This is a genomic window from Olsenella urininfantis (genome assembly GCF_900155635.1).
GTDB lineage: Bacteria > Actinomycetota > Coriobacteriia > Coriobacteriales > Atopobiaceae > Olsenella_G > Olsenella_G urininfantis.
In genome coordinates, this window is the sequence record NZ_LT732540.1 from 899,034 (window position 1) to 912,168 (window position 13,135).

Annotated in this window: 10 protein-coding genes; 6 read left to right on the plus strand and 4 right to left on the minus strand. The window is 58.2% G+C overall.

Features of this window, described 5'->3' with window-relative positions:
- Positions 1-415 precede the first annotated feature (415 nt).
- On the minus strand, positions 416-1,411 hold the full coding sequence (argF, locus tag CZ375_RS04175; protein WP_077598038.1) for an ornithine carbamoyltransferase: 996 nt from the start codon (positions 1,409-1,411) through the stop codon (positions 416-418).
- Positions 1,412-1,543: 132 nt separating this feature from the next.
- On the minus strand, positions 1,544-2,794 hold the full coding sequence (arcA, locus tag CZ375_RS04180) for an arginine deiminase (protein ID WP_077598039.1): 1,251 nt from the start codon (positions 2,792-2,794) through the stop codon (positions 1,544-1,546).
- Between the two features lie 493 nt (positions 2,795-3,287).
- Between arcA and rlmD the strand changes: the two genes are divergently transcribed.
- From rlmD to CZ375_RS04220, 6 genes are all read left to right on the plus strand, one after another.
- The gene (gene rlmD, locus CZ375_RS04185) at positions 3,288-4,619 is read left to right on the plus strand and encodes a 23S rRNA (uracil(1939)-C(5))-methyltransferase RlmD (RefSeq protein WP_268794209.1); all 1,332 of its coding nucleotides are present in this window, start codon (positions 3,288-3,290) and stop codon (positions 4,617-4,619) included.
- Positions 4,620-4,724: 105 nt separating this feature from the next.
- A complete protein-coding gene (locus CZ375_RS04190; protein WP_077598040.1) occupies positions 4,725-6,305 on the plus strand; it encodes a potassium/proton antiporter in 1,581 nt (526 codons plus the stop codon).
- 1,232 nt (positions 6,306-7,537) lie between these two features.
- Positions 7,538-7,723: a ferredoxin gene (locus CZ375_RS04205; RefSeq protein ID WP_077598042.1), complete on the plus strand. Its 186-nt coding sequence runs from the start codon at positions 7,538-7,540 to the stop codon at positions 7,721-7,723.
- Between the two features lie 88 nt (positions 7,724-7,811).
- Positions 7,812-8,447, plus strand: coding sequence for a Maf family protein (locus CZ375_RS04210; RefSeq protein ID WP_077598043.1), 636 nt, complete (start codon positions 7,812-7,814; stop codon positions 8,445-8,447).
- Positions 8,431-9,405: a P1 family peptidase gene (locus CZ375_RS04215; protein WP_097677378.1), complete on the plus strand. Its 975-nt coding sequence runs from the start codon at positions 8,431-8,433 to the stop codon at positions 9,403-9,405. The genes CZ375_RS04210 and CZ375_RS04215 overlap by 17 nt, the downstream gene beginning before the upstream one ends.
- Before the next feature lie 82 nt (positions 9,406-9,487).
- A complete protein-coding gene (locus CZ375_RS04220) occupies positions 9,488-10,600 on the plus strand; it encodes a glycosyltransferase family 8 protein (RefSeq protein ID WP_077598045.1) in 1,113 nt (370 codons plus the stop codon).
- Between the two features lie 77 nt (positions 10,601-10,677).
- Here the strand turns inward: CZ375_RS04220 and CZ375_RS04225 are convergent, their stop codons facing one another.
- Together CZ375_RS04225 and glf are read right to left on the minus strand one after the other, a co-directional pair.
- The gene (locus CZ375_RS04225) at positions 10,678-11,712 is read right to left on the minus strand and encodes a glycosyltransferase family 2 protein (protein ID WP_077598046.1); all 1,035 of its coding nucleotides are present in this window, start codon (positions 11,710-11,712) and stop codon (positions 10,678-10,680) included.
- 40 nt (positions 11,713-11,752) lie between these two features.
- Positions 11,753-12,955 carry a UDP-galactopyranose mutase gene (glf, locus tag CZ375_RS04230; RefSeq protein WP_077598047.1) on the minus strand — a complete coding sequence of 401 codons (1,203 nt, stop codon included), beginning with the start codon at positions 12,953-12,955 and terminating at the stop codon, positions 11,753-11,755.
- Positions 12,956-13,135 lie beyond the last annotated feature (180 nt).

A 13,135-nucleotide genomic window follows, 5' to 3' on the forward strand; every position in this document is an offset into this window, starting at 1 on the left:
CGAAAGCGGAACACAAGGCTCCCAACTCACCCTGACAGCTTACGACTACTGAGGGGAAAAGGCCATAGATTGCCGCGAGCGTTATGCAATAGTCGGCGAGAATCTTGTCATTTACCGTAGACGGAGAAAAACGACCGCTCATAGAGAATCATCTTTCTCGCAACTAGGGCAATGCTTCTTTTTCTGAAAGAAATTGCTGTTCAGATAGGATGGATGGACACCAGATGACCAGTTGGCCATTTGTGATGAAATATTGTATTCACTATCCCATCACAATCATTCATGAGCATATAATAACTATTGTTATTCTAATTTATGAATCCTAAACCATTGGAAACAAAAGTGGCGAGGCAACGACTCGGCCCATGAAAAAGGGCCTCCCCCGCAAGGCGAGGGAGGCCCTTGGTGGGGCTAGTTACTTGAGGGTCGCGTACATGACGGCCTTGATGGTGTGCATGCGGTTCTCGGCCTCGTCGAAGACGCGGGACTGGGGTCCCTCGAACACCTCGTCGGTGACCTCCATCTCGGTGATGCCAAACTCCTCGGCGACCTCCTTGCCATGGGTGGTGTTGGTGTCGTGGAAGGAGGGCAGGCAGTGCAGGAAGATGGCGCCCTTGTTGGCCTGGCCCATGAGCTCCTTGGTGACGCGGTAGGGAGAGAGCATCTGGATGCGCTCGCCGAACAGGTCGTAGGACTCGCCCATGGAGACCCAGATGTCGGTGTAGAGGACGTCGCAGTTCTTTGCGCCCTCGGCGGGGTCCTCGGTCAGGACGATCTCGCAGCCGTTCTCGGCAGCGATCTCGCGGCAGGTGGCCACGAGCTCAGCCTCGGGCATGCGGGCCTCGGGGCCGCAGGCGCAGAAGTTGATGCCCAGCTTGGCGCAGACGACCATGAGGGAGTTGGCGACGTTGTTGCAGCAGTCGCCGAAGAAGGTGAGCTTGCGACCGCGCAGGTCGGGACCGAACTCCTCCTGGACGGTAAGGATGTCGGCGAGCATCTGGGTGGGGTGGAAGCTGTCGGTGAGGCCGTTCCAGGTGGGGACGCCGGACTTCTCGGCGATCTCCTCGACCTGCTCCTGGGAGAAGCCACGGTACTCGATGCCGTCATACATGCGGCCGAGCACGCGGGCGGTGTCCTCGGTGGACTCCTTGTGGCCCATCTGAGAGGAGTTGGGGTCAAGGTAGGTCACGCCCATGCCCAGGTCGGAGGCGCCAACCTCGAAGGCGCAGCGAGTGCGCGTGGAGGTCTTCTGGAAGAGCAGGACGATGTTCTTGCCCTCGAGGTAGCGGTGGGGGGTGCCGGTGCGCTTGAGGTTCTTGAAGTCAGCCGAGAGCTTGAGGAGGTACCTGATCTCGTCGGAGGAGAAGTCCAGGAGCTTCAGGAAGCTACGACCACTGATGTTAACGCCCATTCGAGTTCCTTTCTTGTTTGTCTCGCCCAAGCCATTTGGTTGGGCGCAAAGCAGTGCCTAGAGGGTATGCACAGCCCAAGTCCGGAGGCGGATTAAATCCACCCCCGGACTAGACCAGGTGCCTATATTGGACTAGATGTCCTCACGAGCGAAGGGCATGCTCATGCAGCGGGGGCCGCCACGGCCGCGGGAGAGCTCAGCCGAGGGAACCACGAGGAGGTCGAGGCCCTCCTTGTAGAGCACGTCGTTGGTTACGGTGTTGCGCTGGTAGACGCAGATCTTGCCAGGGGCGACGCAGAGGGTGTTGGAGCCGTCGTTCCACTGCTCGCGGGCAGCCGCGACAGGGTCTCCGCCACCGCACTTGATGAGCTGGACGGCATCGAGGCCCATGGCCTTGGCCAGGACGTGCTCGAGGGTGTCGTTCATCTCCTCGATCTTGATCTCGCCCTCAGCGGAGCCCTTGGTGAGCTTGAAGACCTGAAGGGTGCCCATGATGCCCGGGTGGATGGTGAACTTGTCAACGTCGATCTGGGTGAAGACGGTGTCGAGGTGCATGAAGGCACGGGACACGGGGATGTTGAATGCGTAGATGGTGTCGATCTCGCACTCGTCACCCTTATCCCAGAACATGTGCTGCGCCATGGCGTCAATGGCGGCAGCCTGGGTGCGCTGAGAGATGCCAACGGCCAGGGTGTGGGCATTGATGTTGAGGACGTCGCCACCCTCGGTGTGGTACGCGGAGTCGCGGCGATACCACAGGGGGGCGTCGTTGTACTCGGGGTGATCGCGGAAGATGTACTTGCCGAAGAGGGTCTCGCGGTTGCGCGTGACGGAGTACATGTGGTTCAGGTTCACGCCCTTGCCCACGATCGCGAAGGGGTCGCGGGTGAAGTAGGTGTTGGGCATGGGGTCGATCAGGAGGTCGGACTCGCCGTCCTGGTCATAGCCCACGAGGTCAGCAAGGAGCTTGGTGGACTTGGTGGGAAGCTCAAGCTCGTTCTTGCGGATACCGGCGATGCACTTCTCGACGAAGGCCTGGGTGTCCTCGATAGCGTCCATGAACTCCTTGACGGCGGCACGGGTGTGGGTGCCGCGCAGGCCGGACTCGTCGAGCCACTGGTTGGTGAACTCCTCGCGAGAGCCGGCGGCCTCGAGGGCCTCGGCGACGAGCTTCTCGAGGTAGAGAACCTCGCAGCCCTGCTCGCGCAGAATCTCGGCGAAACGGTCGTGCTCAGCCTGGGCGACCTCGAGGAAGGGCACGTCATCAAAGAGAAGACGCTCGAGCTCGTCGGGAGGAAGGTTCAGGAGCTCCTCACCGGGGCGGTGAAGGCAAACCTTCTTCAGGGGGCCAATCTCGCTGTGGACGTAAAGCCCGTTAGCCATGGTTCCTCCTACTCTTTCCGTGCCAGAACCGTTCTGGCACTTTGACTGATAGACCTCTCGCAGGCGAAGGGAGGCGCGTCGCCCCTCCCCCTCTGCAAGAGCAGAATAACGCCAAAACGAACTATATCCAATAGCCGAAAAAATAAAAACAGCTGAGGAGCCTGGGAAGGGGGAACGGCCCCATTCCGTGCGCAAGCGGTCAAAAATATTTTTTCCTTATAAATCTATAGACGCTTACCTGCTTAAATATAGCTCTCACAGAATTAGTGGGATGGCAAAACAACAAGTAACCTATGGGTTACTTTAATGTCTCAAAGGTCAAAAAGCATTCATAAATATACTATTGTTTCAAACTTTTATTCTTATGTCTAAATGAAGTCGAAAGCCTGTTGCGTTACGGGAGATTGCGGGCCGCATTCCGGACGCGCATGATCCGCTTGATAGAATGTCCTTCCATGCCCACCAGGGCCAAGAGGCGTAGAGGGGACACGCGGTGGAGAAGGAACTGACGCTCAGGCTTGAGCGCATGTCATATGGGGCGGACGCCATAGCGCATGACGAGGACGGAAAGACGGTCTTCGTGAGCGGGGGCGTCGCCGGCGACTTGGTGAGGGCGCAGATCACCCAGTGCGCCCAGAGCTTCTCCCGAGCCAGGGTGATGGAGACCCTCGAGCCCTCCGTCCTGCGCGTAACCCCTCCCTGCCCCTACGCGAACGCGTGCGGTGGCTGCCCCTGGGCCAGCATGTCCCATGAGGCACAGCTCGAGGCAAAGCGCGCAAACGTTCTGGACGGCCTCGTGCGCATAGGCCACTGGGGCAGGGACGCGGCCGAGGCGTTGGTGCGGGAGTGCCAGGCGCCTTCCGACCCCTGGGGCTACCGCAACAAGGTTGAGCTGGGCTTCAGGCTTGAGGGCCGGCGCGCCATCGTGGGCATGCACGACGCGTCCGGAGAGGGCCTCGTCAAGGTCGACTCCTGCCCCCTGCTGGACAGGCGCTACGCCAAGGCCGCCAAGAGCGTCTCCGGTGCGCTCTCCTACCTCGCCGGATCGCGCGGGCTGCAGATCGACCGCGTGGGCATCCGCGCCTCGGCACGCAGCCGGGAGCTCGAGGTGGCGCTCTGGACCGAGCCGGGGGCGTTTCCCCGCGCGCAGGCCGCAAAGGTGCTCCAGGAGGCCACCAAGGCCACGTCCGTGGTGCGCGTCCTCACCAAGGGCCCGCAGAAGGCAAGGCGCGTCACGGGCGTCGAGCGCCTCTCGGGGCACGGGAGCTGGAGCGAGCTCGTAGGAGAGGAGCGCATGACGGTCTCTGCTCCATCCTTCTTCCAGGTGAACACCAAGGGAGCCGAAAGGCTCGTTGATCTGGTGCTCGAGGGGCTGGACCCCCAGGAGGGCGACTGCGCAATGGACCTCTACTGCGGAGCTGGCACCTTCACCCTTCCCCTTGCCAGGCGCTGCTCCTGGGTTGACGCGGTGGAGTCCTACGGCCCCGCCGTACGCGACCTCAGGCGAAACCTCGAGCTTTCCGGCATCGACAACGTGGATGCCCAAGGAGGGGACGCGGGGAGAGAGTTTCCCGACAGCGATGCGGACGTCATCGTGGTGGACCCCCCTCGCGCGGGACTTGGAGAGGAGGTGGTGAGGCTTCTCTCGGAGCAGCCTGCGCGCGCCATCGCCTATGTGTCCTGCGACCCCGCAACCCTCGCCCGCGACCTCGCGCGCTTTGCGGATGAGGGAACCTTCATGCCAGAGCGCATCACGCCCGTGGACCTCTTTCCCCAGACCTTCCACGTTGAGACGGTAGTATTGCTGTCAAAAGTACACAATTAAATATGGAGAAAAGGCTTGAAATAAGATGACGGTGTAGCAAGTGCATTTGTTTTGAAAGATATACTAAATCTTGATAGAATGACAACAATAGGAGGTGGATAGCGTATGTTTTATATATCAGTCATATTACTGGCTGCTCTGATTGCGGTTCAGATAGCGAAGAAGTCCGGGATTCCTTCTTTGATGTTGTTCTTCTCTTTGGGTATTGTAAGCAGCCTAATTGGTTTTAACTTTAACGATTACCAATTTGCGGAAAACTTCTCGAAGATCGCATTATTAATTATCATCTTCTATGGTGGATTTGGCACAAACTGGAAAGCTGGTAGAACTGTCGTAATTGAATCATTAATTCTATCAACTTTAGGCGTAATATTTACGTCATTACTAGCCGGAACGTTGATACATTTTATTCTACGCTTTGGCTGGATAGAGAGCTTCTTAATTGGTTCAATTATTGGCTCTACGGACTACGCATCTGTATCGAATATTCTTTCTTCAAAGAATTTAAATTTAAAATACAATACTGCGTCTCTTTTAGAACTTGAAAGTGGATCAAACGATCCGATGGCGTTTACACTAACTTGTATTTTCTTAGCATTAATCAAAGGTGAGCAGATTTCTATCGGTACAATATTATTCTTTCAGATATTCTGGGGTATTCTCATTGGTGTAATCGTTGCCTATGTTGTTCGCAATTTTATGGAGTATACAGACCTTCAAAAGAGTGGATTTATTACAGTTTTTATCATTGCGGTTGTACTATTATCTTTCTCGACTAGTGAACTGTTGAATGGTAATGGATATCTAACGGTATATATTCTTGGATTGATATTAGGAAATCAAGTTTTTATCGCAAAGAAAGAGGTGATATTCTTCTTTGATGGTGTATCTAACATTATGAATATCCTGTTGTTCTTTATTTTGGGATTACTTGCGACACCTGCACATATCTTGACGAACTTATTCTTTGCGATTGTCATTGCAGTTGTACTCATCTTTATTGTTAGAACAATCGTAGTGTTTGGACTGATGTTACCATTTGATTTGAAGCTCAATCAAAAGTGGTTAGTATCTTGGGCAGGACTTCGTGGAGCAGCTGCGATTGCCTTTGCAATTATGGTAGTGAATCAGTATAAAACGAGTTCTGTGGATATCTTCCATATTGTCTTTGGTGTCTGCTTACTATCATCACTCATACAAGGCTCCTCTATGAAGTGGGTAGCAGAGAAGTTACATATGATTGACCCTCATAATGAAGTATTAAGAACATTTAATTACTATGTTGGAAAAGGGAATATTACATTTGTAAAATCAGTGGTAGATGAGGGTGGTATTCTCGCATATCGTCAGATAAAAGATATTTCTTTAGATAAGCACCTAATTATTGCAAAGATAATTCGTGATGATAAGCCATTAGTTCCTAATGGAAGTCTTGTTCTAAAACCAAATGATGTTATTGTTTGGAGCGGCGAAGAGTATTTTGATCCAAACGGACAAGATCTCATAGAATTTACAGTGACAGAACATCATGCATGGAATCATAAGTATATCAGTGACTTGAAGCTTCCGGACAGTAAGTTGATTATTTCAATTAATCGGAATGATGAAATTATACCAGCAACAGGTAGTACGCTGATTCAAACGGAAGATCGTATATTACTGTTTAAAGGACAGAATATAAAATAGAAAATGACTCGTGCCTATCTTCAAAGAGGAGATGTACGAGTCATTTATTATATGTGCTAGATATGGTATATCCTAGGTATTCAAAACACATTTTCTGCTAAACTATGGAATGTTATTGAAGCAAATCTGAATATAGCGTTGTGGGAGCACCGCATTCTTTAAACAAATACTTCATCATATGTCAATTACAATGACCTGAAAAACGGCATTTACGAAACGACGGAGTTCCTTGGGTATTCCTTCGCAATCTCCTGTTGAACGAGAACCATCCGCTGCATAACCGGACATTGACGATCTAAAACTGGGTATTGAAGCTGTTTTTTCAACCGAAAACGGCAAGCCATATTTTGAAACTGCGTGAGGCATTTCCGGGGCAGACGATCTTTGGGCGGTCAGATGTAATGAGGGCGATTGATCTTGAAATCGCTTCCGGCAGCAGTAGAGTCGAGTGGATGGGAAACCACAGCTTTGCGGACACATTTCCTCAGAGCGAAGTGTCGAGGCAATTGGAAAAATATGTGCGACTGCTTATATATAGCTGGGACAAGCACATCGACCTGTTTCCGAGAACGTTCGAGGTCGAGAAAATGGCATTTTTGAGGTCAAAAAAGCCGTAGATTTATTTCCGAGAACGAACGGAATGATTTTCCGGGGCTTTGACATCCATCTGGAGCAATCGAGCCACGTCGAGACGGTGACGATCTTGAAGCGCGTCCAGGAGGCGGCATGGGCCTGAAGCTAGTGAGGCTTTCAGGGGGGAGCCCCGGCCTCAGTTCATGGAAATGATGGACGAGTGGGCTGCCGACGTCTTCCAGAACCACACGAACCACTCCCCCCGGTCTATCTTTCGCAACGACTACCACGACTTCGAAAGCTACCTCGCCAACCTCGAGATAACGGAGGAGACGCCTGAGGGTCGCGTCCCGGGCACGGCGCTGTTCCCGCTGGACGACGAGCGCGACAAGCTCGTAGGCGCGGCGAACGTCCGCCATTACCTCAACGAGGGGCTCCGCGAAGACCATAGCGCGAAACGGGGGCGTCCTCGAGAGCGAGGTGCTGGGCGAGGACGGCATCCTCGTCCAGCGCTATTTGATCGACGTCAGCAGAGAAATCGTCTGAGCGGAGTCTTTTGTCGTATTGGGGCTGGCGCTGAGGGCAAAGTAATAGTACAAAGATGCAAGACGAACTCGGGCAGGGGGCCCGACGTTCACGCAATGCGAGAGGATTTCAACATGAAGGCTACTGTCAACGAGGATTGCATCGGCTGCGGTCTCTGCGAGTCCACCTGCCCCGAGGTCTTTGTCATCGGTGACGACGGCGTTGCCGAGGTCACCGTCGAGGAGGTTCCCGAGGAGGCAGAGGACGGCACCCAGGAGGCTGCTGACAACTGCCCCGTAAGCGCCATCGAGGTCGAGTAGATCCAAGCGCCTTACCAATGGGCACACGGGGGCGGGGCGTCGCGCGAGCGGACCCGCCCCCTTCCTTTAGAAGGGACGTACAAGCACCATGATCCTTGCCTCCGCATCCCCGCGCCGCCGGGAGCTCCTTCAGGACCTGGGCATTGACGCCCGGGTGATGCCTGCCAACTGCGACGAGACCAGGAAGGACGGCGAGGGGGCCCTTGAGCTTGTGGAGAGGCTCGCACGCGGTAAGGCTGAGGCCTGCCTGCACAGACTCGAGGAGCTTGGGGAGACCCTCCGCGAGACCATCCTTGCCGCCGACACCATCGTATGGCTGGACGACGAGACCGTCCTGGGCAAACCCCGAAGCAAGGAGGACGCCAAGCGCATGCTCCGTCTCCTCTCGGGCAGAACACACAGGGTGAGCACCGGAGTGTGCCTACTGGGCACGCATCGGCGCACATCCTTCACCGAGACGACCGAGGTGGAGTTCTTCCCCCTGGACGAAAGCCTCATATCGGCCTATGTTGAGAGCGGAGAACCGCTCGACAAGGCCGGGTCGTACGGCATCCAGGGCCTTGGTCGCCTGCTGGTAAAGGGCATTCGAGGCGACTACTTCAATGTGGTGGGCCTTCCCGTTGCCCGAACCATCCGCGCCCTGTCCCAGATGGAGAGCGCTCAAGCCGAGGGCGCGCTGGCGCTCGTGAGTGAAAGGTGCAAGCCAGATGGAAGTCATGAGTAACCTGGGCATAGAGGGCGTCTATGCCGCGAACGTGACCAACGAGGAGGCGGGGACGGGCTGCACGGCCATCGTCTGCCCCAAGGGGGCCACGGGGGGAGTAGACGTGCGCGGGGGAGCGCCCGCCACGCGCGAGACCGACCTGCTCAGGCCCGAGGAGACCGTGCAGCAGCTGCATGCCGTGGTCCTCTCGGGGGGGAGCGCCTTTGGCCTATCGGCCGCCTGCGGCGCGGCGGAGGAGCTCGAGAGGCGCGGCATCGGCTTCGACGTGGGGGTGGGGGTGGTTCCCATCGTAAGCTCCGCCTGCGTCTTCGACCTTGCCTGCGGGAGTCCCGACGTGCGCCCGAGCGTCGCGGACGGCGCCGAGGCGGTGCGGCTGGCCCTCGACGAGCCCTGGCGCGAGCTCGAGTGCGGAAACGCCGGCGCAGGCTGCGGCTGCACCGTTGGCAAGCTCACCGGACATGAGCGCGCCATGAAGGGTGGCCTGGGCAAGTCCCTCTGCCAGCTGGGAGAGCTCTCCTGCGCCGCCATAGCCGCCGTCAACGCCTGCGGCACCATAGTTGACCCGCAGACCGGAAACGCCATCGCGGGAACGCTCTCGGACGACCGGGCCTCAGTCCTCTCGGCACAGGAGGCACAGGAGCTCTCGGAGGGGCTCACTCCCCTGCAACGCACCAACACCACCATATCCTGCGTAGTGACCAACGCCCGTCTCAGCAAGGCCCAGGCAACCAAGGTGGCCCAGATGGCTGCCGACGGATACGCGCACGCCATCCGCCCCACGCACACCACCAGCGACGGGGATACCATCTTCGTCATGGCGACGGGCGAGGTAGACGCACCCGTGGACAGGGTGGGCGTGCTTGCGGCAGAGGCCGTGGAGCAGGCCATAACGCGAGGTGCACGGGACGCCCGCACGGCATACGGCTTCCCCGCCTCTAGAGACCTTGGGCAGGCGTAGGAGCATCCCGCCCGGCAGGTGTAGAATTGCTGTGCCTCCGAGGCAGGACGCTGCCACGATGCGAGTCGAAAGGTGAGGGCCAATGAACAAGCTGCCAGCGCTCAGCGAGCTGGGACCGGTGCGCCTCGTATCGCACGCCGAGCAGATGGGCATGGGCTTCGAGGACGTGGTGGTGCTTCTCGCCAGCGACGAGCACTTCGCCCCCTACATGGCCGTTGCCCTGCAATCCATAGTCGAGCATGTCAGCCCAGAGCGCCACTACGACATAGTGGTCCTCACGCGCAACATGAGCCAGCAGACCATTGACACCCTGGTGGGGCACACCCGCCATCCCAACGTGAAGCTGGGCTTCCTGGACGCCGAGACTGCCCTCAAGGGCGCCCACCTCCCCTGCCATGGGCACTTCCGCCCCGAGACCTTCTTCAGGCTCCTGGCACCATGGCTGCTCCCCCAGGTGCGCAAGGCCATCTATCTGGACAGCGATCTCGTGGTGCTTGAAGACCTCTCGGAGCTCTTTGATGTCAACGTGGAGGGCTACCTCCTTGCGGCCACACGGGATGCGGACATGCTGGGGCAGATGGGCGGCTACGACGGCACGGTGGGGCCCTATCTCTCGCAGGAGCTGGGCCTCAGGGACCCAAGCCTGTACTTTCAGGCCGGGGTGGTGATGCTCAACCTTGAGGCGTTCCGCCATGTCTTCAGCGTCACCGACATGCTCTCGCTCTCCACGCGCAAGCTCTGGCGCTGGCTTGACCAGGACATCCTCAACATGCTTGCAGACGGCAAGTACGTGACGCTGGACATGCGTTGGAACACCCTCATGGACTGGAAGCGCCTGAGGCGCGCCAACATCATCGCCCAGGCGCCGGACGACATCCGCGAGCAGTACGAGCAGGCGCGCATGCAGCCCGCGATAGTGCACTTCGCCGGCCCAGATGACAGGCCATGGGACTATCCGGAGTGCGACATGGCCGCCTACTTCTGGGAGTACGCGCAGCGCAGCGCATTCATCGCGGAGCTCGAGCGCAGGCTGCGACTCTCGCGGGGCAGCTTGGGCGGCAGGGCCAATCGCGCCAAGGTTGACCTGATCTTCAAGGGCGTCATGCCCCTCTTCGACCACCTGTGCCCACCGGGAAGCGAGAGGCGCACCCGCGTCATCAAGGGCTACGTCGCCCTTGGCGGCGACATCACCTAGCACGCAAGCGACACGCAATGAAGGTGGCTCCGCGGCGCATGCCGGCGGAGCCACCTTCATTGCTGGATGAGCCAGGGCTAGTTGAACTTGACCAGCTTCTGGGCCACGCGATAGAGGCCGATGGTGACCTTCTCCCCCGCCTCGGTCGGCAGGTTTGTCGCCGTGCCCACAAGGCCGTGGCGGGCATGGCGGTACATGCGAGGGTCGTACTCCTTGAGCTCCTTCCAAAGTCTGTCAAGCTCGTCCATGGCGTCAGGCCTGTCCGAGAGCTTGGAGAAGACCGAGGTGATTGCCATCACGATGGTGAAGTAGCCCAGCATGTAGCTGCGGAGCTTGGGACTGCGCACGTCGTCGTAGAGGTGGTAGGCCTCCATCATCTTGCGGGAGACGCGCCAGTAGTGGTCGATCCTGCTGGTGAGGACCTCCTCGTTGACGGACTGGTCGTCTCTGCCGATGAAGTAGCGGTAGAGGTTGACGTCCAGGTAATAGAGGGTCTTGCAGCGAGGAAGGGGCACGTAGGCGTAGATGTTGTCCACATAGAAGGTGTGGGCGATCATGGGCACGCCGCCGTCCAGGAGGATGTCGCGACGGTAGCAGAGGCTGTGCATGAGCAGGTACTGGGACATGCTGAAGTGGCCGATCTGGTCCCAGGTGAAGATCTTGTCCTTGGGCAGGGCGAAGCTGTAGTCAACGGCGTTCTGCTTGCCGTCCTCCACGTGCTCGTAGACGTAGTTGCTGATGACCAGGTCAACGCGGGTGTCGTCCGCCACGAAGCCACGCAGCTTGGCGAGGAGCGCCTGCAGGGAGGGACCATCCACCCAGTCGTCCGAGTCAACGACCTTGAAGTAGGTGCCCTCGGCGTGCTCGAGGGCCTTCAGCACCGCCGCCCCATGGCCGCCGTTCTCCTGGTGCACGGCCTTGACGATGCCGGGATAGCGCTCCTGCCAGGACTGCGCCTTGGCAAGGGTGTCGTCCTTGGCGGACCCGTCGTCCACGACGACTATCTGCACGTCGTCCGCGTACCCGCTGCCCTCGAGGATGGAGGATATGCAGTGGTCCATGTAGGAGGACGAGTTATAGCAGGGGATGCCAAAGCTGAGAATCTTCTGCATGGGTGATGGGCCGTCCCGTCAGACGTGTGGCTTGCAGGTACTAGGAGTGGTTGCTGATGAGCTCGTCGGAGAGCTCGAGCGCGGACGCCACGACGCCGTCCATGTCGTAGTAGCGGTACTCCGCCAGGCGCCCTACCACGTGGAAGTTGAGCAGGCCCGAGACACGCTCGCGATAGCTGCGGTAGAGCTCCAGGTTGTGGGGCTCGTTGATGACGTAGTAGGGCGTCTCTCCCACCCCGGGCAGGTAGTCGCGGGAGTACTCGCGCATGATGGTGGTTGCGCCGGGACGCACCTGGCCGGTCATGTTCTTGAACTCGGTGATGCGCGTGAAGTTGTCGGAGACCGTGTAGTTCACGGTGCCCACGGGCTGGAACTGGTCCTGGGGCAGGGTCTGGAAGACCATGTCCAGGGTGCGATATGGAAGTGGGCCCAGGTCCATACCAAAGAGCTCGTCAAGCGGGCCGGTGTACACCAGCTCGCCACCGTAGGGCCTCCCGCAGACGCAGACCTGGGTCTCGCTGGCCTCGAGTATGTCTCGTACGTCAACGCCCAGGAACACGTCGATGAGGTCATGGTCGAGCATGCGCTCGAAGAGGGCGGTGTAGCCCTCGGCAGGCATGCCCTGGTGCGGCGCCTGCGGGAAGTAGCGGTCGTCGTCCCCCACGAAGACAGGCACGCGGCCCATGACGGCAGGATCTATCTGGTCGGGAGTCTTGCCCCACTGCTTCATGGTGTAGTGCAGGAAGACGTTCTCGTAGACGTAGTCTGCGACCTCAGAGAGGTCGGGGTCGTTCTTCTCGCGCAGCTCGAGGATGGGGACCTTCTTGTCCTGGCCGAAGGTGACCACGAGCTTCTGGTAGAGGGCCTCTCCCCTCTCCTCGCCGAAGGCAAGCCTGAGCGAGCTGTGGTTGAAGGGGACGGGCATAAGGGTGCCATGCACGTTGGCTAGCACCTTGTGCTGGTAGGGGGTCCATTCCGTAAAGCGCGAGAGGTACTCGTGCACACGCTCGTCATAGGTGTGATAGATGTGCGGGCCGTACTTGTGGACCAGGATGCCGGCCTCGTCCTCGTAGTCGTAGGCGTTGCCAGCGATGTGGCTGCGCCTCTCCACGATGGCGACCTTGTAGCCGCAGGCCTCGGCAAGGCGGCGCGCACAGACGGCACCCGCGTATCCCGCGCCAACCACGAGCGCATCATAGGACTGGGGGTTGAAGCCCTCAGGCAGGCCGGTGGAAATGCTCATGTGCACGACTCCTTCTGATCAAAGAACGGGAGCTGTTGCGCCCCGAACCCAGAACACAAAAGAATCGAGTTGTGGAAACCCACGGCTCGATTGGCCTCGATTCTATCACGCGGTCATATAATGGGTTCCGCTGGGGCGAAAAGCGCAGCCAGCATGCATATTTGCCGTACCCCGCCCTTG

Bases quoted from the DNA above. Each gene is read 5' to 3' on its own strand.
- CZ375_RS04215 (WP_097677378.1), top strand. From the start codon at position 8,431: ATGGAAGTCATGAGTAACCTGGGCATAGAGGGCGTCTATGCCGCGAAC.
- CZ375_RS04190 (WP_077598040.1), top strand. From the start codon at position 4,725: ATGTTTTATATATCAGTCATATTACTGGCTGCTCTGATTGCGGTTCAG.
- CZ375_RS04205 (WP_077598042.1), top strand. From the start codon at position 7,538: ATGAAGGCTACTGTCAACGAGGATTGCATCGGCTGCGGTCTCTGCGAG.
- arcA (WP_077598039.1), bottom strand. From the start codon at position 2,794: ATGGCTAACGGGCTTTACGTCCACAGCGAGATTGGCCCCCTGAAGAAG.
- argF (WP_077598038.1), bottom strand. From the start codon at position 1,411: ATGGGCGTTAACATCAGTGGTCGTAGCTTCCTGAAGCTCCTGGACTTC.
- glf (WP_077598047.1), bottom strand. From the start codon at position 12,955: ATGAGCATTTCCACCGGCCTGCCTGAGGGCTTCAACCCCCAGTCCTAT.
- CZ375_RS04220 (WP_077598045.1), top strand. From the start codon at position 9,488: ATGAACAAGCTGCCAGCGCTCAGCGAGCTGGGACCGGTGCGCCTCGTA.
- CZ375_RS04225 (WP_077598046.1), bottom strand. From the start codon at position 11,712: ATGCAGAAGATTCTCAGCTTTGGCATCCCCTGCTATAACTCGTCCTCC.
- CZ375_RS04210 (WP_077598043.1), top strand. From the start codon at position 7,812: ATGATCCTTGCCTCCGCATCCCCGCGCCGCCGGGAGCTCCTTCAGGAC.